The organism is Tateyamaria sp. GN1-10, from assembly GCF_055693845.1.
In genome coordinates this window covers 69,232-90,654 of the sequence record NZ_JBVFUR010000004.1, presented here as the reverse complement: position 1 = coordinate 90,654, position 21,423 = coordinate 69,232, and the positions used below count along the sequence as shown (strand labels likewise).

The 21,423-nt window shown below is 60.4% G+C and carries 19 protein-coding genes and 2 pseudogenes; 11 read left to right on the top strand and 10 right to left on the bottom strand.

Features of this window, described 5'->3' with window-relative positions:
* Nucleotide 1: 1 nt before the first annotated feature.
* The 3 genes and pseudogenes from ACZ1HN_RS02370 to ACZ1HN_RS02360 form a co-directional block, all read left to right on the top strand.
* Nucleotides 2–130: pseudogene (locus ACZ1HN_RS02370) on the top strand (cytochrome d ubiquinol oxidase subunit II); the annotation flags it as partial.
* Nucleotides 131–179: 49 nt separating this feature from the next.
* The gene (locus ACZ1HN_RS02365) at nucleotides 180–1,013 is read left to right on the top strand and encodes a cytochrome d ubiquinol oxidase subunit II (protein WP_472726341.1); all 834 of its coding nucleotides are present in this window, start codon (nucleotides 180–182) and stop codon (nucleotides 1,011–1,013) included.
* 119 nt (nucleotides 1,014–1,132) lie between these two features.
* Entirely contained in the window at nucleotides 1,133–2,341 is a 1,209-nt protein-coding gene (locus tag ACZ1HN_RS02360; protein ID WP_472726340.1) for a urate hydroxylase PuuD, read from the top strand.
* Between the two features lie 13 nt (nucleotides 2,342–2,354).
* On the opposite strand, the gene ACZ1HN_RS02355 is transcribed toward ACZ1HN_RS02360, so the two are convergent.
* From ACZ1HN_RS02355 to ACZ1HN_RS02335, 5 genes are all read right to left on the bottom strand, one after another.
* Nucleotides 2,355–3,647, bottom strand: coding sequence for an adenylate/guanylate cyclase domain-containing protein (locus ACZ1HN_RS02355; RefSeq protein WP_472726339.1), 1,293 nt, complete (start codon nucleotides 3,645–3,647; stop codon nucleotides 2,355–2,357).
* A complete protein-coding gene (locus ACZ1HN_RS02350; protein WP_472726338.1) occupies nucleotides 3,644–4,882 on the bottom strand; it encodes a DNA recombination protein RmuC in 1,239 nt (412 codons plus the stop codon). The genes ACZ1HN_RS02355 and ACZ1HN_RS02350 overlap by 4 nt, the downstream gene beginning before the upstream one ends.
* Nucleotides 4,879–6,693 (bottom strand): DNA mismatch repair endonuclease MutL, encoded by a 1,815-nt coding sequence (mutL, locus tag ACZ1HN_RS02345; protein WP_472726337.1) that lies wholly within the window; start codon nucleotides 6,691–6,693, stop codon nucleotides 4,879–4,881. The genes ACZ1HN_RS02350 and mutL overlap by 4 nt, the downstream gene beginning before the upstream one ends.
* Before the next feature lie 121 nt (nucleotides 6,694–6,814).
* Nucleotides 6,815–7,471: a ChrR family anti-sigma-E factor gene (locus tag ACZ1HN_RS02340; RefSeq protein WP_472726336.1), complete on the bottom strand. Its 657-nt coding sequence runs from the start codon at nucleotides 7,469–7,471 to the stop codon at nucleotides 6,815–6,817.
* A 5-nt stretch (nucleotides 7,472–7,476) separates the two neighbouring features.
* Entirely contained in the window at nucleotides 7,477–8,025 is a 549-nt protein-coding gene (locus ACZ1HN_RS02335; RefSeq protein ID WP_299203878.1) for a sigma-70 family RNA polymerase sigma factor, read from the bottom strand.
* Between the two features lie 206 nt (nucleotides 8,026–8,231).
* Between ACZ1HN_RS02335 and ACZ1HN_RS02330 the strand changes: the two genes are divergently transcribed.
* From ACZ1HN_RS02330 to ACZ1HN_RS02305, 6 genes are all read left to right on the top strand, one after another.
* Entirely contained in the window at nucleotides 8,232–9,533 is a 1,302-nt protein-coding gene (locus ACZ1HN_RS02330) for an NAD(P)/FAD-dependent oxidoreductase (protein ID WP_472726335.1), read from the top strand.
* Entirely contained in the window at nucleotides 9,530–10,291 is a 762-nt protein-coding gene (locus tag ACZ1HN_RS02325) for a DUF1365 domain-containing protein (RefSeq protein WP_472726334.1), read from the top strand. Before ACZ1HN_RS02330 ends, ACZ1HN_RS02325 begins: the two co-directional genes overlap by 4 nt.
* Nucleotides 10,288–11,523: an MFS transporter gene (locus ACZ1HN_RS02320; RefSeq protein ID WP_472726333.1), complete on the top strand. Its 1,236-nt coding sequence runs from the start codon at nucleotides 10,288–10,290 to the stop codon at nucleotides 11,521–11,523. The genes ACZ1HN_RS02325 and ACZ1HN_RS02320 overlap by 4 nt, the downstream gene beginning before the upstream one ends.
* A 1-nt stretch (nucleotide 11,524) precedes the next feature.
* Nucleotides 11,525–12,106, top strand: a complete 582-nt coding sequence (locus ACZ1HN_RS02315; RefSeq protein WP_472726332.1) for a DUF3833 family protein — start codon at nucleotides 11,525–11,527, stop codon at nucleotides 12,104–12,106.
* Entirely contained in the window at nucleotides 12,103–12,840 is a 738-nt protein-coding gene (locus ACZ1HN_RS02310) for an SDR family NAD(P)-dependent oxidoreductase (protein WP_472726331.1), read from the top strand. The genes ACZ1HN_RS02315 and ACZ1HN_RS02310 overlap by 4 nt, the downstream gene beginning before the upstream one ends.
* 259 nt (nucleotides 12,841–13,099) lie before the next feature.
* A complete protein-coding gene (locus ACZ1HN_RS02305; RefSeq protein WP_299203860.1) occupies nucleotides 13,100–13,426 on the top strand; it encodes a DUF3775 domain-containing protein in 327 nt (108 codons plus the stop codon).
* Nucleotides 13,427–13,501: 75 nt separating this feature from the next.
* Here ACZ1HN_RS02305 and ACZ1HN_RS02300 read toward each other — a convergent pair whose 3' ends face one another.
* The 4 genes from ACZ1HN_RS02300 to ACZ1HN_RS02285 all read right to left on the bottom strand — a co-directional run bounded on the left by ACZ1HN_RS02300 (nucleotide 13,502) and on the right by ACZ1HN_RS02285 (nucleotide 16,986).
* Nucleotides 13,502–14,554, bottom strand: coding sequence for a saccharopine dehydrogenase (locus ACZ1HN_RS02300; RefSeq protein ID WP_472726330.1), 1,053 nt, complete (start codon nucleotides 14,552–14,554; stop codon nucleotides 13,502–13,504).
* Nucleotides 14,551–15,162 (bottom strand): glutathione S-transferase family protein, encoded by a 612-nt coding sequence (locus tag ACZ1HN_RS02295; RefSeq protein WP_472726329.1) that lies wholly within the window; start codon nucleotides 15,160–15,162, stop codon nucleotides 14,551–14,553. Before ACZ1HN_RS02295 ends, ACZ1HN_RS02300 begins: the two co-directional genes overlap by 4 nt.
* A gap of 24 nt (nucleotides 15,163–15,186) precedes the next feature.
* Nucleotides 15,187–15,840 carry a histidine phosphatase family protein gene (locus ACZ1HN_RS02290; protein WP_299601635.1) on the bottom strand — a complete coding sequence of 218 codons (654 nt, stop codon included), beginning with the start codon at nucleotides 15,838–15,840 and terminating at the stop codon, nucleotides 15,187–15,189.
* 102 nt (nucleotides 15,841–15,942) lie between these two features.
* Complete coding sequence (locus ACZ1HN_RS02285) at nucleotides 15,943–16,986, bottom strand: AbrB family transcriptional regulator (RefSeq protein WP_472726328.1); 1,044 nt, start codon at nucleotides 16,984–16,986, stop codon at nucleotides 15,943–15,945.
* A 150-nt stretch (nucleotides 16,987–17,136) separates the two neighbouring features.
* Between ACZ1HN_RS02285 and fdhF the strand changes: the two are divergent.
* A pseudogene (gene fdhF, locus ACZ1HN_RS02280) lies at nucleotides 17,137–19,900 on the top strand (formate dehydrogenase subunit alpha).
* A 101-nt stretch (nucleotides 19,901–20,001) separates the two neighbouring features.
* Complete coding sequence (locus ACZ1HN_RS02275; protein WP_472726327.1) at nucleotides 20,002–21,189, top strand: hydantoinase/carbamoylase family amidase; 1,188 nt, start codon at nucleotides 20,002–20,004, stop codon at nucleotides 21,187–21,189.
* On the opposite strand, the gene ACZ1HN_RS02270 is transcribed toward ACZ1HN_RS02275, so the two are convergent.
* Nucleotides 21,186–21,407 carry a WGR domain-containing protein gene (locus tag ACZ1HN_RS02270; RefSeq protein WP_472726326.1) on the bottom strand — a complete coding sequence of 74 codons (222 nt, stop codon included), beginning with the start codon at nucleotides 21,405–21,407 and terminating at the stop codon, nucleotides 21,186–21,188. The two genes, ACZ1HN_RS02275 and ACZ1HN_RS02270, sit on opposite strands and share 4 nt — an antisense overlap.
* Nucleotides 21,408–21,423: the final 16 nt, after the last annotated feature.

Here is a 21,423-nt window from a genome sequence, read left to right as displayed (position 1 = left end):
GATGGAACTTTTTGGCGATCCGGCGGTCTGGCTGCCTTTCACCTTTGCCGCGCTCATGGGCGTGTCGATCCTGATTTATGTGGTCCTTGATGGTTTCGATCTGGGCGTCGGGGTGTTGTTCCCCTTTGCCACGGATGAGGAAAAGGACATGATGGTGGCGTCCATCGGTCCGTTCTGGGATGCCAACGAGAACATGGCTGGTGCTGGCCATTGGCCTTCTGCTTGTGGCCTTCCCGACGGCCCACGGCACGATCCTGACGGCGCTGTACCTGCCTGTTGCGATCATGCTGATCGGGTTGATCCTGCGCGGCGTCGCGTTCGAATTCCGGGTCAAGGCGCCCACCCCGCACAAGGCCACTTGGAACTGGCTGTTCTTCATCGGCTCGTTGATGACGTCGCTCAGCCAAGGCTTCATGCTGGGCAAATACGTGATGGGGCTGGAAAGCACGCTGGGCACCTGGGCCTTTGCGATGATCACGGCGGTGTTCCTGACCGTTGCCTATTCCATGATCGGCGCCTGCTGGCTGATCATCAAGACCGAAGGCATCCTGCAGGGCAAGGCGGTGGACTGGGCCAAGGGCGGCATCTGGGGATTGGTCTTGGGTCTGGGGGCCGTATCGCTTGCCACACCGCTGGTCAGCGCGCGGATTTTTGACAAGTGGTTCACCTATCCTGAAATCCTGCTGCTCGCTCCGCTGCCCATCCTGTCGGCCGTGATGGTGATGATGCTGTGGCGGTCGTTGCAGCGTTTGCCCAACGCGACCGACGCGGGTTCGAAAGGGCCGTTTGCATATGCCATCACCCTGTTCATTCTGGCCTTCAGCGGCCTCGCCTATTCCTTCTACCCCTACGTGGTTCCTGAAAAGCTGACGATCTATGAATCGGCGAGCGCGCCCGAGAGCCTGATGATCATCCTTGTCGGTGCCATTGTCGTCATTCCCATGATCGGGGGATACACGGCGCTGGCCTACTGGGTATTCAAGGGCAAGGCGTCGGAACTGCGCTACGACTAGGCCTTCTTCTGGCCAAAAATACCTCGGGGAAGGCCGAAAGCCTGGGGCAGAGCCCCAGTCCCCTTTCGTATCCCGCGCGCCCTGTCTAGTTTGGCGCTCGGGAACGAAAGGACGCCAACATGTACGACTTCGCTGCCATGGGCGTGTGGCTGGAATTTGCGGTGCGCTGGCTGCACGTGATCACCGCTATCGCGTGGATCGGATCGTCCTTCTATTTCATCGCGTTGGACTTGGGCCTGCACCGCGACCGCAACCTGAAAAGCGGGGCGGATGGCGAAGAATGGCAGGTCCATGGTGGTGGGTTCTATCACATCCAGAAATACCTGGTGGCGCCAGACAATATGCCCGATGGGCTGATCTGGCATAAGTGGCAAAGCTACTGGACGTGGATCAGCGGGTTCATCCTTCTGGTGCTTGTTTATTATCTGGGGGCCGAGTTCTACCTGATCGATCCCAACGTGATGGAGCTGGCCACGTGGCAGGCGGTGGGCCTGTCGCTGGTGTCGCTGGCCGCCGGTTGGCTGATCTACAACACGCTTTGCAAGGCCTTTGTGAACGCGGACCAGACAGTGCTGATGGTGGCGCTATTTGGTGTTCTCGTGGCGATGGCTTGGTTCTATAGCCATGTGTTCACGGGGCGTGCCGCGCTGCTGCATCTGGGGGCGTTCACCGCCACGATCATGTCGGGCAACGTGTTCTTCATAATCATCCCGAACCAGAAGATCGTGGTGGCCGCTCTGATGGCAGGCCGGACGCCGGATGCGATCTATGGCAAGATCGCCAAGCAGCGCTCGACCCATAACAACTACCTGACCTTGCCTGTCATCTTCCTGATGCTGAGCAACCACTACCCGCTGGCCTTTGCCAGTGAGTGGAACTGGGTGATTGCGTCGCTTGTCTTCCTGATGGGTGTCACGATCCGGCACTGGTTCAACACGCATCACGCGCGCAAGGGCAATCCGCATTGGACTTGGGGTGTGACGGTGATCCTGTTCATCCTAATCGCGTGGCTGAGCGTTGCGCCATCAGATGAGCGCGAGGCGGCAGTGGTGACACGCTTTGCACAAGCCGAAGGATTCCCGGATGTGCACAACATTGTGCTGGGCCGGTGCAGCATGTGCCACGCGGCAGAACCTAGCTGGCCTGGGTTGCACTGGGCACCCAAGGGGGTCGTGCTGGAAACCGAAGCGGACCTGACGCGCAATGCGCAGGCCGTTTACCTGCAATCAGGCGTCAGCCACGCGATGCCGCCCGCCAACCTCAGCTATATGGAAGACGAGGAACGGGCGGCCATCGTGGCTTGGTATCGTGCTGCGACCGACGGGTAAGGCGAAGGTGTTCTCAGCCCCTTTTATACGCTGGAACTCCCTGTAAGGCGGACGTGCCGTCCGCCACTGCTGCGATCATCCCCCAAGCCGAGATCGTTTCCTGGCGTCCGGGCAGCACCAATGATGGAAACGCTTGCCAGCCTGCGCCGACGTTCTCCAGCCCTTTCATGACCGCGTCCGAGATCAGCAACGTCACGCCTTGCGTCTTTGTTGCCGTTTCGAGCCGGGCGGCGACATTCACGGCATCGCCTAGAACGGTATACTCCAACCGACCCTCATCACCGACGACACCCACAAACACCTCGCCCAGATGGATGCCGATCCCCAAACGCACGTCATTGATATGCTCAAGCAGGTCATTGGCAAAGGCGACTGCGCAGGTGGCAGCGTCACCATGGCTGTCGTCAAAGACCACCATCGCGCCGTCACCGACGAATTTGTCCACAATACCACCCGTCGCGTCTGCCGACTTCGAAATGTGGGCCCGGTAGCGCCCCAGAAAGGCGGACAGGTCGGGCGCGCTCATGTTTTCGGCCATGGAGGTGAACCCACGGATATCCACAAAGAGAATAGCCATCCGCTGCTGATGGCCCCCGCGCATGGCCTCGATCCCGCGGGCGGAAAGCTGATCATTCAGTTCGGACGGTAGAAAACGGGTCAGCTGCCCTCGCGCCTCTGCCTCGTCAATCGAGCGACGCAGCAGCGCGCGAATCCGCATCGACGCAAAGACAAGCACCATCGCCGCCAATGAGATCATGACGATACGCACAAAGTTTGGTGGCCACCCAAAGAGAAAGATCAATCCCGCACGTGCTTCGGCCTCCGTCGCCAGAAAGGGGATGGTCAGGATGGCGGCAAAGCCTGTGACCAGCACAAGCGACATGCACGCCAGAAGCGCGGGATTGAACCGAAGCGCGCCACAGGCCAGCACCACGGGGATCAGCCAGATGGTTGGAAAGGCTGCAACAAATTGGCCCGACAGCCCCATGTTGGATAGGCTCAGCCACGACCCCAACAGGATGAACACACAGTCGATCAAGGCCGATGGCCACGCCATCCATGCGCGAAACTGGCCTGTTCGGATCACGAAGATAATGACAAGGCCAAGGGCGAAATAGCTCACCATGGTCATCGCGGCATATACAAGCTGCGATTCCAAAGCCTCGGATTCTGGTAGCCCGGTGAACCAGACGGTCACGAACAGAACGACAGCAAGGGACGTTGACATAACCATGCGCAGGATGCCGATGAACCATTCGGCCTGCGCTTCGGCTTCGAAGAAAATGCGTTGCGCCTGTGGGGTCATTCCGCGGCAGGTGGGCGGCTGTTCAGCGCGAGCGTGCCTTGGTCATCCAGCTCTTCAAAGTCGAAGTTGTCGAGGCGATGGGCGCGTTTGCCAGCCTTCTCTGCGCTGATCTTGATATCCTCGATATCTTTCGAGGCTTGGGAAAAGTGTCGGTCCAGATTGCCAACCCGCGTGCCAAGCCGGTCCACGTCAGTCACCAGCATCGACAATTCCTTGCGGATCGCCCCCGCCTGTTCGCGCATCCGCGCATCCTTGAGGATCGCGCGCATCGTGTTCAGCGTGGCCATGCAGGTGGTGGGCGACACGATCCAAACCCGTTTGTCGAACCCTTCACGCACAAGGTCGGGGAAGTTGGCGTGCAACTCGGCATAGACCGCTTCGGACGGCAGGAACATCAATGCGCCGTCCGCCGTTTCCCCTTCGATGATGTACTTGTCCGAGATATCAGCGATGTGCTTTTTCACGGCCGTTTTCATGGATGCCACGGCCTGTTTTAACTCATGGTCCGTCTCGGCGCGGCGCAATGCCTCGTAGGCTTCCAACGGAAACTTTGAATCGATGACAATCGGCCCAGGCGGGTTCGGCAGATGCACCATACAGTCGGCTCGCTTGCCGTTGGACAGGGTAGGCTGCCATGCATAGCTGTCCTTTGGTAGGGCTTTTCCCACGATGTCGCGCAGCTGGATCTCGCCAAAGGCGCCGCGCGTCTGTTTGTTCGACAGGATGTCCTGCAGGCTGAGCACATCGCCGGACAGCTTGGTGATGTTGTCCTGCGCCTTGTCGATGGCGGCGAGGCGTTCCTGCAATTGCGTCAGGCTGGTAGTGGTCTGCTTGGAGGAGCCATGCAGGGATTCCTTCATGCGTTCCTGCATGTCCGTCATTGCGCGCTGGCTGCGCATCGCGTTGTCCGCAAGCCGTTCCTGCATCTGCTGCTGCACCGCGCTCAACCGCTGTTCGACGGTTTGAGCCAATTGTGCTTGTCCGTTGGTGGCCGTGTCCGACACGGTTTGGATCGAGGCGCGCAAGCCCTCCTGCCCCTGCGCCAGCCCCTGAACGTGTTGGCCGAGATACCCCATTTGCTGGGCGAGCGGAGCTGTGGCACGGGCTGAACGACCGGCGGCCCGTAGCGCCATGATCAGAAGGATCATGATCACCAAAAGGGACGCTGCTCCGATCAGGGCTGCCATCACCAGCGGATCGCTGGTGTCCAATGTCGTATCGCCAATCCGGATCATGTGCGCCCAAACAATCGTTCAATGTCGGCTAGCTTCAACTCTACATAAGTGGGCCGCCCGTGATTGCACTGGCCGGAATGCGGTGTCGCTTCCATTTCGCGAAGCAGGGCGTTCATCTCTTCGGCACGCATCCGACGGCCCGATCGGATCGACCCGTGACAGGCCACGCGGGACAGGATCGCCTCGACCCTTGCCTGAACGGATTGCGATGACCCCAGATCGGCCAGCTCGTCCAAAATGTCGTGGATCATGGCCTTGGCATCAACCTCACCCAGGATGGCGGGGGTTTCGCGGACCGCAACGGCATCCCCGCCAAAGGCTTCGATGCCGAGGCCAAAGCGGGCCAGATCATCTGCAATCTCCAACAGACGTGCGCAGTCGCCCGAGGATAGACTTACAATCTCGGGGATCAGCAATGCCTGCGCGGCAACGCCGTTCTCGGCCATCTGGGTCTTCAGTTTTTCATAGACCAGGCGTTCGTGGGCGGCGTGCTGGTCAACGATCACCATGCCGGTCGCCGTCTGTGCCACGATATAGTTCTCATGCACTTGCCCTCGTGCGACACCAAGGGGGAGGTCGCTTGGATCGGTCTCCGGCTCGGGCATTGGTGCAGGTTCAACCACCCGCGCGCTATAATCTTGCGCCATCTCGGCAAAGCCGGTTTCGATTGGCACACGTGGCCCGAGGCTGGGCCGGTCCATCTGGTAAACGCGCGGCTCGGTTGGCTCTGGGCGCATGGCCCCCAATGTCGCTCCCGCCACGGTGGTCGAGGCGCGGTGACCAGCATTTGCCAGCGCGTGACGGAGGCCGGACACGATCAACCCGCGCGCGGTTCCGGGATCGCGAAAGCGCACCTCGGATTTGGCCGGGTGTACGTTGACGTCCACAAGCTGCGGATCGCAGTCGATGAACAAGGCCGCCGCCGGGTGCCGGTCACGGCTGAGGAAGTCGAAATAGGCAGCCCGCAGCGCGCCTGTCAGAAGTTTGTCCTTCACAGGGCGCCCGTTCACATACAGGAACTGGGTCACCGCCGCACCGCGGGAGTAGGTGGGCAAGGCCGCATAGCCGGTTAGGTGCAGACCGTCCCGCTCTGTATCAATCGGGATGGCGTTGTCCGTGAAATCTTGACCAAGTGTGTCGCGCAAACGTCCCTTGAGCGCATCCATCACGTCACCGGTCTGTGCCTCGACCTTGAAGACGGTGCGGGGGTCGTTTGACACATCGCGCAGCTCGAACCGCACATAGGGTTCGGCCATAGCCAGACGCTTGATGACATCCGTGATCGCCTGCGCCTCGGCCCGGTCGGTGCGAAGGAATTTCAGACGCGCGGGCGTGGCAAAGAACAGATCGCGCAGGGTGATGACCGTGCCTGCGTTCAATGCTGCCGGTTTGACGGCGCTGGCCGTTCCCCCAGCGACGCTGATCTCGGCTGCGTCCTCGCCCGGCACACGGCTGGTGATGGTCAGGCGGCCCACGGCGCCCAGACTTGGCAGTGCCTCGCCCCGGAAGCCAAAGGTGTGGATATTGAGTAGATCACTGCCGTCAATCTTGGACGTCGCATGGCGGCTGAGGGCGAGTGGCAGATCCTCTGCCGCGATACCGCAGCCATCGTCCGTCACCCGGATCAGTGTCTTGCCGCCGTCAGCGATATCGACCGAGATGCGCTTGGCCCCGGCATCAACGGCGTTTTCGACCAGCTCCTTGACCGCTGAGGCGGGTCGTTCCACCACTTCACCTGCCGCAATGCGATTGATCGCTGCATCGTCCAATTGCCGGATCACGGGACGTATATTGGGGGTGTGGGTGTTCATGCCACAAAACTTAGCATGCGACCCCGCGATTCGACCATGGCCGTTTTGGCGGACGACACGTCCGCCTTACAAAAAGGTGTTGGCGCGCAGAACGAGCGGAGGAGACCTCCGCCTTACACGGTCAGATCCTTGCGAAACGTTGGGCAATCTTTGGAAGCAGGCCCTGGAAGCGCAATGGCGCGTCGGTGACAGCCAGACAAATGCAATCCTCGTGGATATCGGCCACTGGCGTGTGATGTAAGTTACTGTCAGCCACTTCGACATCGCCGCGGGCGAAATAGTCGTCTTCGTCCTGGAATGCGCCTTGCAGGACCATCGTCATCTCGATCCCGTGGTGACCGTGATCGGGCATGGCAGCGCCAGCAGGTATGTAGAGAAGCCGCGCCGAAGCGTCCTTGGACGTTGGCAGAATGGCTTGCTTTACACCCATGCCAACCGCACGCCACTTGATGCTGTCGATACCGCCGCCGGCGTAATCCTGCAGCGGTTGCGGCAGCACTGCGTCTTGAGGGCGTTGGGTGCGAATCTCTTCTGGGGCACCGCCTGCGATCAATGCCATTGTTGCTGCGAAACTTCCTGGGGCAAGCGCCATGTCGTGGTCTGGTGCTTCCTCAAGCACGGCCCCGCCGACAGCGTCGTAACTTTCCACTCGCGCGCGACACTCGTCGCACAGAGATACGTGCGTCGCCACCATTAGGTTGAACGCCTCTGGCAGCGTCCCGGCTGCATAGCCCATCAGGATCTCGTCCGTCAGGTGATGTGTGATCTTTTGTTCCATATCCGTCACTTCATCGCGTGGCGCAGTCTTTCCAACGCCAATCTAATCCTAGATTTGATCGTGCCCAGGGGCAGACCGGTTTGAGCGGCGATTTCACTGTGGGACAGGTCCCCAAAATACGCCTTTTGTATCAGTTCCCGCTGGGCTTCCGGCAATTCTGCGATTGCCTGACCCAACTGTTCACTTTCCTGCTGCATGGCCATCACATCGGCCTGATCAGGTTCTTCTTCGGGGCCCCATGCCAGGTCTTCGGGCTCGGGGCGGCGCTGCTTGCGCAGCACGTCAATCTTTCGATTCCGCGCGATGGTGAATATCCAGGTCGCCACCGAGGCCCGCGCGGGGTCAAACATGTGCGCTTTGTGCCAGCAGGTCGCCATGACCTCTTGCGCGCATTCTTCTGCGAGCGACGCATCCGCGCCTGACTTCATCAGGAACCCTTTGACCCGTGGGGCAAAGTGGGCGAACAGCGCGGCGAAGGCCGCCTGATCCCTGTCGTCACGAATCCGGACCATGTGGCTGACCCACTGCATCCGTTTTCCATCGCTCTCTTGCATGAGTGCCGGTCCTGTTACCGCCCTCGGAAAGACCCCGACGGCGGACTGCGCATCTATTTCAGACGTGTCTAAACCCGCAAACATATTCCGTCTACGCGACACAAGGCGTCTCGGATCAAAAATAAATGTCTGGTTTTTGTACATCCGTTTGCGTCATCCCTCCGTAAACAAATCAAACCTTGGGACGTACGGGACAAAAACCACTTATGCCATTTGAACACGCCATGACCGCACCGAAACGCATCGCCGTCATCGGGGGCGGGATTTCCGGAATGGGTGCAGCGCATACGCTGGCGTCCGACAACATCGTGACCCTTTTCGAGGCCGAACCGCGTCTGGGCGGCCATGCCCGTACAATCATGGCCGGCAAAAGGGGCGATCAACCGGTCGATACCGGTTTCCTCGTATTCAACTATGCGAACTATCCAAACATGGCGCGGTTGTTTGATGAACTGGACGTGCCGGTCGTCAAATCCAGCATGAGCTTTGGTGCATCCATCGACGGCGGGCGGCTGGAATATGGCTTGGCCAGCCTGGGCGCCGTGTTCGCGCAACGCCGCAACGCACTGAACCCCAAATTCCTTGGCATGTTCCGTGACATCATGCGCTTCAACAAGAATGCCTTGCGCGTCGCGAACGAGGATCGCACACGCACCATTGCCCAGTTCCTTGATGTCATGGGAACGGGGGACTGGTTCCGGGACTATTACCTGTTACCGCTCAGCGGCGCGATCTGGTCCACGCCGGTCGAAAAGATCATGGATTTCCCGGCGCATGCCATGATCCAGTTCTTTGAGAACCATGCCCTGCTGCATCACTCGGGCCAGCACCAATGGTACACCGTTGACGGTGGATCGGTTGAATATGTGCGTCGCATCGAAGCTGCAATGCTGGGCAACGGTGTCGACATCCGGCTTGGGGCGCCTGTCCAATCCGTCCGCCGCACGGCGGGTGGTGCGGAGGTCAAGGCCTGGGGTGGCGAGTGGGAGATGTTTGACGACGTGGTCTTTGCCACGCATTCCGATGACAGCTTGTCGCTGCTGGCCGATCCAACGGTTGAGGAACAGGCCGCTTTGGGAGCGGTGAAGTACCAACCCAATGACGTTGTGTTGCACTGTGATGCGGCCATTATGCCGCAGCATTCTCAGGTCTGGTCCAGCTGGGTGTATACAGAGGACAAGAACGTCCATTCGGATCGCATCGACCTGACATATTGGATCAACTCGCTGCAACCAATCCCGATGGACGACATGCATTTCGTCACACTGAATACAAAACGCACGATCCGTGAAGAGTTGATCTATGACCAGACCGTGCTGCGCCACCCGGTCTATGATCTGGCCGCACTTGCCGCGCAGGATCAGGTGCGCGCGATGAACGGGGCAAACAACACGTGGTATTGTGGTGCTTGGATGCGCCACGGGTTCCACGAGGACGGGCTGACGGCAGGGCTTGATGTGGCCCGCGCCCTGCTGCGCGCACCGCAGATGCAGGTGGCTGCGGAATGACGGCCACGGTCGATCATATCGCAGGCGTGACCTTTCACGGGCGCAAGGGAGGCATCGAAAACGCCTTCCGCTACAGCGTGGACTACATGCTGCTGGATGCCGAGGCGGACTTGCGTGTCCCGCGCCTGTTCGGGCGCAATCGGCGTGGGCTAATGGCGCTTGATGACAAGGATCATGGCGGTGCGCCGAAGGCTGGTCGAGGTGCGCCGTGGGTGCGCGAGGTGTTGCAGGCTCATCAGGTCACAGGCGTGACCAAGATCGAACTCCTGGCCCAGCCCAAGGTGCTTGGCCACGTGTTCAACCCGGTCAGTTTCTGGCTGTGCCGCCGCGCCGATGATCAGATGATCGCGGTCATTGCCGAGGTGACAAACACGTTCTGCGACCGGCACAGTTATCTTGTGAACCATTCCGATCTGCGTCCCATCGCGCCCGAGGACCGGTTGCGCGCCACCAAGATACTTCATGTGTCACCCTTCCAACCCATCGAAGGCAGTTACGAGTTTCGTTTTGATATTCGGGACGACCGGATTGGGGTCTGGATCGACTATTCCCGAGACGGTGAGGGCGGGCTGATTGCCACACTCACGGGACGTCGATGTGCCCTCACCAACCGTGCCATTTTGCGCGCCGCCCTGCGCCGCCCGTTTGGATCACGCCGTGTGCTGGCCTTGATTCACTGGCAGGCGATAAAGCTGTGGTGGAAACGTGCAACGTATCGCGCCCGCCCCGTGCCACCGTCCGAGGAGGTGTCGCGGTGAGCAACACGCAGCCCCAACGACTTCCGGCTTACGCGGTCTTTGCCGCGTTGCTGAGTGCGGCCGGGCTGCCAATCTATATCCATGCGCCGAAATTCTATGTCGACGAATACGGGGTATCGCTGGCGGCGCTGGGCGCTGTTTTGTTCGGATTGCGCCTGCTCGACGTTGTGCAAGACCCGCTGTTCGGGCGGCTGTCCGAGGCGCTGCGGTCCCGGCGCGGTGTGGCCGTGCTGATCGGGTGCACCGTCATGGCGCTGTCCATGTTGGGCCTTTTTGCAGTGCCACCGCTGCTGCCGCCCCTGATCTGGTTCGCACTGATGCTGACAGGCGTATTTTCGGCCTTCAGTTTCCTAACCATCAACTTCTATGCCCAGGGTGTGGTCAAGGCGGACCGTTTGCCCGGGCAAGGGCACTTGATGCTGGCGCGCTGGCGCGAAACCGGTGCGTTGCTGGGCGTTTGCGTGGCGGCCATTACTCCGGTCATGCTTGGCGGGTTCATGGACGCGCCGTTTGCCGGGTTTGCTGTTGGATTTGCCGTGTTGGCTCTTGCTGCCATCATGATGATGCGCGGCGAATGGGTGAGTGATGGCTTGCCCCCTTCGGTCGGGTTCAAGGCGGTGCTGGGCGATGCGCTGGCGCGCAAGCTGCTGTTGATTGCCTTGGTCAACGCAGCGCCCGTTGCGGTCAGTTCCACGCTTTTTCTGTTCTTCGTTGAAAGCCGTTTGGACGCACCGGGGTTCGAGGGGCCGTTGTTGCTGTTGTTCTTTCTGTGTGCCGCTATCGCCGCACCCATCTGGGGCCGTTTGGCCGAGCAATATGGTCCAAAGCCGGTTTTGCTGAGCGCGATGGTGCTGGCCATCCTCGCCTTCGGATGGGCCGTCACGTTGGGGTCTGGCGACTGGATGGCTTTCGCGGTCATTTGCGCGTTGTCTGGCGCCACGTTGGGCGCGGATCTGACAGTTCTGCCCGCGGTCTTTGCCAGCCGCATGGCCCGCATCAGCCCCTCGGCTGCCGAAGGGTTTGGCCTCTGGTCCTTTGTTTCGAAATTTACCCTGGCCTTTGCCGCCGTCACCCTGTTGCCCGCACTTGAGCGGGCAGGGTTCGACAGTGCGGCGGCCACTCACCCGCCCGAAGCTCTGATGCTTCTCACGCTGCTTTATGCGGCTGTGCCTTGTGGCCTCAAGGTCGTGGCGATCGCGCTGCTCGCCACGACCAATCTGAAGGAGACCTGACATGGACGCTTTGATTTTTGCACTTTTGGGCGCCGTGGTCGTGACGATGTGCGGCTGGACCCGATCACGCTATGCTGACTTTCTCGCCCAAAGCCCGGATGACTATGCCAATGGAAACGGGCTGCAATTCGATGTTCGGACGCATCTCAACGGCCCCATCATTTGCGAGGGCGTGATCTTTGGCCCCACGGGCCGCGTATCGTCACGGTTTATCGGCGAATTCGACTGCAAGTGGGAGGGCAACACAGGTGTCATGGACGAAGTGTTCACCTATGACGACGGATCGACACAGACCCGCGCCTGGCGGCTGACCATCGGCAATGACGGTAACATCGTAGCACGCGCAGACGATGTTGTTGGCGATGGTACGGGGCAGCAAACGGGCAGTTCTGTCCAGCTGAAATACAAGTTCCGCCTGCCGGATGAATCAGGCGGCCATGTGCTGGATACTGTCGATTGGATGTACCTCGCGCCCAACGGAACCATCGTGAACCGGTCGCAGTTCCGAAAGTACGGGATCAAGGTGGCTGAGCTGGTGGCAACCATGCGCCCTGCCAATCAAGAGATGAAAGAAGCAGCATGAACGACATGTCCCTGAGCGGCAAACGCTACTGGTTGGTGGGTGCCGGTGACGGTCTGGGCCGCGCGCTGGCCCATTGCATGAGCCGTGCAGGGGTCGAAGTGATTGTGTCGTCGCGTGGTGAGGACAAGCTGAAAGAGCTGGTCGAGGAGTTGCCCGGCAAGGCATCATACCAGACCGTCGACATTGCCGATGACGAGAGTGTCAAAGCGGCTGCCGAAGCTGTCGGTGACATCGATGGCCTGGTGCTGTTGGCCGGTGTCTATTGGCCGTTTTCTGCCAAGGACTGGAATGCGGAGCAGGCCGTCGCGATGGCGGATGTGAACTTTACCGGCTTCATGCGGGTGCTCGGTCGGGTCGTGCCGGCATTCGTGAAAAAGGATGCGGGGCACATTGTCATCACGTCGTCCCTGACCGGTTTTCGTGGCTTGCCGGGATCGATTGGCTATACCGCGTCCAAAGCGGCCACGATGTCGCTGGCTGAATGCATGTATGCTGACCTGCGCCGCACGGGCGTGCGGGTGCAGGTGGCCAATCCCGGCTTTATCAAGACACAGCTGACCGACAAGAACGATTTCAACATGCCATTCATCATGGAGCCGGAAGCGGCCGCGCGCGAAATGTTCGAGCTAATGCTGACGGACAATTTCAAGAAGAGCTTTCCGACCCTCTTTTCATTGCTTTTCCGGGGCTCGCAGTTTTTGCCTGACTGGCTGTACTACCGGATCTTTTCCTAATTCTCAGATGTGTTCAGGGATGTTCGTTGGCATCGCCACGTAAGTCTCAGATCTTGCGGGTGAACATCTGAACCTCGGCGAACCTGTCTTAACACCCGGGTTTATGCTAGGGTGCGCGCATGCTCTTCCCTGCTTTGGCCAGTCGTCATTTCTGAAGGAAGAGCCTGGCAAAGTCAGTACGCTTGCCGAATACTCATTTGATACGGATCAAGGCGGCAGGTTTGCGAACCGAGCAGGATGAGCTCAGGAGGTTTGAACCATGAATCTTGAGATTGAACGCGCCATCATTGCACAAGTGGTCCTGATGGGCCGTGATGTGGAACGTGCGGAAGGCGAACTGCGGGGGTTGATTGATCGTCTGGACACAGACGAACAAGCCGAACTCGTGGCAGTCATGTGGGTTGGGCGAGGCGCGTTTGAGCCGGGTGATTGGGCAGAGGCCGTTGCCACGGCAGAGGCTGAGGCGACCACCCCCTGTGTTGATTACCTTCTTGGTACGCCGCATTTCCCCGACCATCTGGAGGCCGGGATGGAAGCCCTGGGCCTGCCGCTGGGCGAGGATGAAGAGTCACTGTTGGGCAGGTAGACGCTGATGTCACACACGACGCGATGAGCGGATTGTCCAATTACGTGTCAGCTGGCCTAAAGTGCCGCGGTCACTTCAGAGGCCTACTGCTGAGTCAAAGGTCGCCTTGGCCCGGCCCCAAACACCCGAGTCGCGGTCGGTGAGTGTCAGAAGGCTTGGCAATAGTTGATCTGCATAGTCCTCGCTGCTTTCCACCGGCAGCATCGACGGCAGGTTGTCGATGGCGGTCACATCAAGCGGTGGCGCGTCATGAACGCGCAGCGCGGGCGAGTTCCACGTGGTCGTCCGGTCATAGACCTTGATCGGAGAGAAGTCGCTGTCTGGATCGCAGGCAATGTCGCCGATTACGCTGAGCTTGCGCGCGGCGTGCGGTGTCCCCGCGGGGACAAAAACGGGTGTGCCGGGGCGCGCCAGAATACAATTGAAGAAGATGTCATGCGCAAGCACTTCGGGAAAAGGGCCGCCACGGGCGGTTTCGGCCATGTCCCATCGGGTCGTTGGCACGCCCATATTCGTGCACAAGTCCGCCGCGCCGGCACCGACACGACCCAAAGCACCAATGATCAGGGCCGTGGGGCGGTGTGTGCCGGTCGAAACAAGGTCCGATTGCAGGTCCGCCAGCATGTGGTTTGAGCTTGGATAGGACGTGACCGGCCCCGCGATCTGACCTTTTTGCTGTGCAACCCAACATTTGAGTGCGACGGCAGCGCCCGCATAACCTGCCCAGTATCCAAAGGCCGCGACGCGCTTTCCGGCCTCATCCACAAGGTATTCAAGGTCATAAAGCGTGCCGCCCCCCGCCTTGAATCGTTGCAGCAGGATCTGTCCGGCTGGCTGCCCTTTGTAGGCGTGACCGAACATGATGTGCTTGTGCGGCAGGGTCGTTCCGTCGTCGGGCAGTTCCTTGAGACCAAAGATGATCGCACCGTCAGGTGCAGTAGGCCATGTATTCTCGGCCGCGATAGTGGCCCCGGCATTGGCGTATCGGTCGGTGGGTATGCAGCGGGTTTGGCTGTCTTCGACCGTAACCGTGATCCCGGCAGCGATCAGTTTGGCTGCTCCCTCGGGCGTCAGGCCGACTCGGTCTTCGTTTTCTCGTTGCTCGGCCCGAACCCAAAGATGCGTCATCGCATCATGCCCTTAGCGCGCACGGCTTTGACGCTGTCCCGCGCGTCCATCGCTTCCATGAAGGCGCGGATTTTTGGGAAAGGGGCAAGGTCAACGCCGTCGCCCGGCAGCCATGAGCACACCATGAACAGGTAAGAGTCTGCGATGGTGAATTGATCCCCCAAGACGAACGGACCGGTCAGGCATTCGTCTTCAACGAACTGGGCGGAGGCGGTCATCGTTTCGGTGACCTTGGCGGTCATGTCCTGCCAACTGCTTTCCTGATCGGCCCAGCGATGGCCGCGCATCTTGTGGGCGTGGTTCACATGCATGGTTGAGGCAAGGTAGTACATCACACTGCGCGCCTTGGCTGCGTCGATGGCATCGGCGGGCAAAAGGGCGGGAGCTTGGGTTGCGATGTAGTCGAGAAGCGCGCCGGTTTCGGTGAGTATCGTACCATCCACATCAAGGGCCGGAACGCGCCCCTTGGGGTTGACCTTGGCATAGTCGGGCGACTGTTGGTCACCCGCGGCAAAGTTGAGCTGATGCGTGTCGTAGTCAAGCCCCGCTTCTTCCAGTGCGATGGCGACGGCAATCGAGATGGTGCCGGTTGCGTAGTAGAGTTTCATGGGCTGATCCTCGGAGCTGTAGCGTTAGACATGCGTTTGCGCATGATGACGGTCGGGGTGTTCAAGGTGCGGCACGGCGTTGAACATCACCGGCGACCATGTGCCGCCGATGGGGTGAAGCCGGTGCATTGACGTGTTCATGATCGCGAGGGCCACGTTGGCCATGGCCGACACCTCAAGCCCCAGATGCAACCGCATTGTCATGGCAATCAGCCCGCCCGAAGTCACGACAAGCGCCGGGCCTTCACCCTCGCCAATCTCGGTCAGGGCGTCCTTGATCCGTGTCTCAAACTCGGAGAACCGTTCGGGCACGTTTTCGAGCTTGTCGTTCTGCCAGTGAGTGAGAACCTTGGGGAAGTGGTGCACGAATTCAGAAGGTGCTGCCGGGACGGGAATGCCGTGTTCGGTTTCCAATGCCTGCGCCATTGTGAAGTATTCCAGCTCGTTCAGCCGCGCGTCTTCGGTGGCCCTCATCCCCGTTTCCATGCCGTTCGCGGTTTCGCGATGGCGCCGCAGCGTGCCGGTGTAGAGACGTGTGTGATTTTGATGTGTGGCACGCATATGGTCACCCAGCCATGCTGCCTGTTGATGACCGAGGTCAGAGAGCTGGTCGTAACTGGCCTCATCCTTGGCATGGGTGTTGGCTTGGCCGTGGCGGATCAGGGTAATGTGGGACATGGGCGCCTGTGGTTGGTGTTTCGTTTGTTCTAGGTCACGGCGGTGATGCTGGGAAGTACGGGAGCCTCCGGCGGAAGTTTATTTTGCAAGATGAAGATTGGATCAGGCGCGTTTAAGACGCCCCACGAATGCGGGCAGCAGGATTGTCAGAAAGAGCAGGCGGGAGACATGCGCGGCAGCGACGAAGCCAGGATTTGCCCCCAGCACGACGCCCATGGCGATCATCGTTTCCAACCCGCCGGGGGCGAAAGCGATCAGCACGTGGGTCGGGTTGAAGCCGAGCGCATAGGCCACTGGCACCGCGGCGGCCAGAGCCATGAGGACCGTCAGCGTTGTGATGGTGAGCCCGGCCAGCAGCGACGTCGCCAGTGCCTTTCGTGTGATCCCGTCGAACCGGGCGCCGATCAGCGTGCCCACGGTCATAAGTCCCAGGTAGCTAAGCCATGGCGCCATGACCCCCGGTGTCACCTCGACCGCGTGGCCGAGGCTGGAGGCGATCATGCCGCCAATCAGCAGGGGCGCGGGCAGTCCGATCTTGTCCAGAATGAAGCCAAAGGCAAGGCCCGCGGCCAGCAGTACGACAAGGTGCAGCCAAGCCATCGGTGGACCCGGCGGCAACACCTGCCCGGTCATTTCAAAGCCGAAGGCAAGCGCTATGGCAGGTACTGTCAGTGTGAGGGCAAGCAGACGGACCGATTGAATCACAACAATGCGCGTGGTGTCGAGGTTCAACCCGGCCGACAGCCCGACGACAAAACTCAGGTGCCCCGGGGCGGACGCAAGATAAGCGCTGCGACGGTCCAACCCGAACCCGTGTTGCAACAGTCGTCCGCACAGCCAGAGCGTCGCCCACAGCATCACCCCAAGTGCGGCAAAGGCCAACGGCCAGCGCAGCATGGCATCTGTTGCATTGCTGTCCACGCCACTGCCGATGCTCACGCCCACCAGCAGGAAGACGAGGTTGCGCACCGTGTCGTCGATACCCGTGCGCAGCCCCGCGAGCGCGGCGAGGCTGACGACGAGCGCGGGTCCTGTTAAGACCGCTATGGGCGCGTTCAGAAGCTCGGCGAATGCCGCCCCGATGCCTCCGACGACCAGAGTTTGAGCCGTAACGCGCAAGCTGTCGGGGGAAGGTCTGGAAAGCATGCGCAATCGCTACCCGTGTTGCCGGGGATGGGCAATGGTTGCGGATCGGAAACCTGCGTGGCGCAAAACCGGGGCTTGGTGTCGGGAATGGGAGTCCTACGCGCGTGACTTGCACGCTACATAATATCAGACGGTAGGGAGACGTGCGCGATGACGGACAAGGTGACATTCACGCTGGATGGGCAAGAAGTGCGGGCTGAGGCTGGCATGACCATTTGGGAGGTCGCCAATGGGCGTGGTCTGGTGATCCCGCATCTGTGCCACAAACCTGCGCCCGGCTATCGCCCCGATGGGAACTGTCGGGCGTGCATGGTGGAGATCGAAGGCGAGCGTGTTCTTGCTGCCTCGTGCATCCGGGAACCGGCGGACGGGATGGTTGTCACGACCAATTCCGCGCGGGCCGAGAGCGCGCGGAAGATGGTGGTCGAGATGCTGGTGGCAGATCAGCCCGAGCGGGACGTGGCGCACGACAAGTCCGCGCATCTTTGGGACATGGCTGAGATGAATGGTGTGTCCGAGAGTCGCTTTCCCAAGCTGGAAGAGGGGCGGATTCCGCTGCTTGACGACAGCCACGTGGCGATGTCCGTGAATCTGGATGCCTGCATTCAATGCGGCCTCTGTGTCCGTGCCTGCCGCGAGGTGCAGGTTAATGATGTGATCGGCATGGCGGGGCGTGGGCATGATGCCTACCCGACCTTCGACTTTGCCGACCCGATGGGTGAGAGCACCTGTGTCGCCTGTGGCGAATGTGTACAGGCCTGTCCGACGGGGGCGCTGATGCCCTCTACCGTCGTGGACGATGCGCAGGTTGGTGACAGCGCCGATTATGATGATGAGGTCGAAAGCATTTGCCCGTTCTGCGGGGTAGGCTGTCAGATCTCGCTGAAAGTGAAGGACGGTAAGGTCAAATATGTCGAGGGCATCAACGGTCCCGCGAATGAGGGTCGGCTGTGTGTGAAGGGCCGGTTCGGCTTTGACTATATCCACCACGATCACCGCCTGACCAAGCCGCTGATCCGGCGCGACGATGCGCCTGCCAAGGGGTTGAACGTGGACCCCGGCAATTGGTCGACGCATTTCCGCGAAGCGTCTTGGGAAGAAGCGCTGGATTTCGCCGCAAATGGCTTGAAGGGTCGTGGGCGTGAAGTGGCTGGTTTTGGATCGGCCAAGTGCACGAATGAAGAGGCATACCTGTTCCAGAAGATGATCCGGCAGGGCTTTGGTCACAACAACGTGGACCACTGCACGCGGTTGTGCCACGCGCCGTCCGTGGCCGCGCTGATGGAGAATGTGGGGTCGGGCGCAGTGACCGCGACCTTCAACGAGATCGAGAATGCGGATGTGGCGATTGCCATCGGCTGCAACCCGATTGAGAACCACCCAGTCGCGGCCACCTATTTCAAGCAGTTCACCAAGCGGGGCGGCAAGCTGATCGTCATGGACCCGCGTGGGCAGGCGTTGAAGCGCTTTGCCAGTCACATGCTACAGTTCCGGCCCGGCGCGGATGTGTCGATGCTGAACGCGATCATGCATGTGATCGTCGAAGAGGGTCTGTATGACCAGCAGTACATCGACGCCTACACCGAGAACTGGGAGGCGGAGAAGGAGCACCTGGCTGGCTTCCCCCGAGAAGATGGCGGAGATTTGTGGGATCGAGGCGGATGTGCTGCGCGATGTGGCGCGGACCTTTGCCGGCGCCAAGTCAGCCATGATCTTCTGGGGCATGGGCGTGTCGCAGCACATTCACGGGACGGACAACTCGCGCTGTCTGATCAGCCTCGCCTTGATGACGGGGCAGGTGGGGCGGCCTGGGGCCGGGCTGCACCCGTTGCGTGGTCAGAACAACGTGCAGGGCGCGTCGGACGCGGGCCTGATCCCGATGTTCCTGCCGGACTACCAGACGGTGACGGATGACGGCGTGCGCTCGGCCTTTACCGATGTGTGGGGCTCTGGCGACTTCTCGAATGAGAAGGGTCTGACAGTAACCGAGATCATGGATGCGGTTCATGCAGACGAGATCAAGGCGATGTATATTCTGGGTGAGAACCCGGCAATGTCCGACCCGGATGTGGAGCATGCACGGGATGCACTGGCGAAGCTCGACCATCTGGTGGTGCAGGACATCTTTATTACTGAGACGGCGAATTATGCGGATGTGATCCTGCCTGCATCGGCTTTTGCCGAGAAGACGGGGACGGTGACCAACACCAACCGTCAGGTCCAGATGGGACGGCCTGCCGTACCACCACCGGGCGACGCCAAAGAAGATTGGTGGATTGAGGTAGAGCTGGCAAAGCGGTTAGGCCTTGGCTGGAGCTATGAAAGCCCGGCGGATGTGTTTGCCGAGATGAAGCTGAACATGGCGAGCCTGAACAACATCACATGGGAGCGGCTGGAGGGGCAGAATGCGGTGACATATCCGTCTTTGTCACCCGAAGATCCGGGTCAGGCGATTGTCTTTGGCGACGGTTTTCCCCGTCCCGACGGGCGTGCGCGGTTCACACCCGCTGCCGTCATTCCGCCCGATGACGTGCCGGATGCCGACTATCCGATGATCCTGACAACGGGTCGGCAGTTGGAGCACTGGCACACCGGGTCAATGACGCGCCGGGCATCTGTGTTGGACGCGGTCGAGCCCGAGGCCAACTGTTCGTTGCACCCGTCCACTCTGCGCAAGCTGGGTGTGTCTGCGGGTGGCATGGTGCGTTTGACCACCAAGCGCGGGTCGATCGAGATCATGGCGCGTGAGGATCGGGGCGTGGCGCCGGATATGGTGTTCCTGCCTTTTGCCTTTGTAGAGGCGGCGGCAAATATCCTGACAAACCCTGCTGTCGATCCCTATGGCAAGATTCCGGAATTCAAGTTCTCGGCCGTTCGGGTCGAGGCAGTAACCGGGGCCGTCGCGGCGGAGTGATCCGAATGTGCGCCTGACGGCGCGCATGATCCCATCTTGTGAATGAGGGGTTTCACCCCTCAAACTCCCCAAAGTTTGTTTGGCAAGATGAAGGATGCGGGATGGTTGATACGGCGCGCTTTTTGACGGACTTGCATGCTTTGTGCCAGTTCGGTGCTTCGGGCGTTGGCAAGGGGGTGGTACGCCCCGCGTATTCCAAGGCTGACATGGCAGCGCGCGATTGGTTGGCGTCGCGGATGGCCGACGCCGGGTTGACGCCGCGCTTTGATGCGATGGGGAACTTGTTTGGACTGGCCGAGGGGCCGTCGTTGCTGCTTGGGTCGCATTCCGACAGTCAGCCACAGGGCGGGTGGTTGGACGGTGCCTTGGGAGTGGTTGCGGCGCTGGAAGTGGCACGGGCAAGCGTCGAAGTTGGCGGGCCTGCCATTTCGGTTGTCTCTTTTCAGGATGAAGAAGGTCGGTATGGCGTCACGACCGGATCCAACGTGTGGTCGGGTGGGCTATCCTTGGCCGAGGCGGATGCGTTGCTGGATCATGACGATGTTCCGCTTGGGCAGGCGCGGGAGGTGGTTGGGGATCGCGCAGGCGCGCCTGTCGATCCGACGCAATTCACCGGCTTCGTCGAATTGCATATCGAGCAGGGCGCGACGCTGGACACCGCGAGCGAGCAGATAGGTGTCGTGACCGACATCGTCGGCATTCGAGATCGGGTGATCACGTTGACCGGGCAACAGAACCATGCGGGTACCACGGCAATGGCGCTACGGCGGGATGGGTTTCAGGGGCTGGTTGCCTTTTCCAGTCGGCTGAACGAGCGGTTGCGAAATGTGGTCACGCCGCAATCCGTTTGGACTATTGGGCATGTGGCGGTCAGCCCCAATGCGTCGTCCATCGTGCCGGGCCAGGTGCGCTTTTCCATGCAATGGCGGGATGCGGATGTGGCCCGGTTGGCACGGATGGAGGCGGTGATCGAGGAAACGCTGTCCGAGGTCGCGGCAGAACTAGACCTTGGTGTCGAGAAAGGGCCGCTTCTGGGATTGGAGCCCGTGGCGATGGATGTTGATCTGCGTGCGCAGCTTGAAGCAGGTGCCGAGACGGTCGTACCGGGAAAATGGCGGCGGATGCCTTCAGGGGCTCTGCATGACGCGACAAATGTGGCCCGGTGTATGCCGGTTGCGATGCTGTTCGTGCCTTCAATCGGCGGCATCAGCCATGCATTCGAGGAAGATACGGATGAGGCCGATCTTGTGGCGGGCCTGCACGTGTTGGCCCATGCTGCTGGGCTCTAGGCGGCGCGGGCGTAGCCGCGTTTGATGGCCCGTTGCCTGTAGCGGTCGGCGGCGGTTGATGCGGCACGCAGATCGCTGTGGCAGGTCACGCGCTGGCAGGGCTTGCCACCGATCAATCCCCATTCGAGGACAACGGACGCTTCGGCAAACAGGTTCAGCGTGATCTCAACCCGGTAGAACCGGCTGTGACTGGAACGGTAGAGGAGTGCTTCAATCATGTTTCGATTCTGCCAC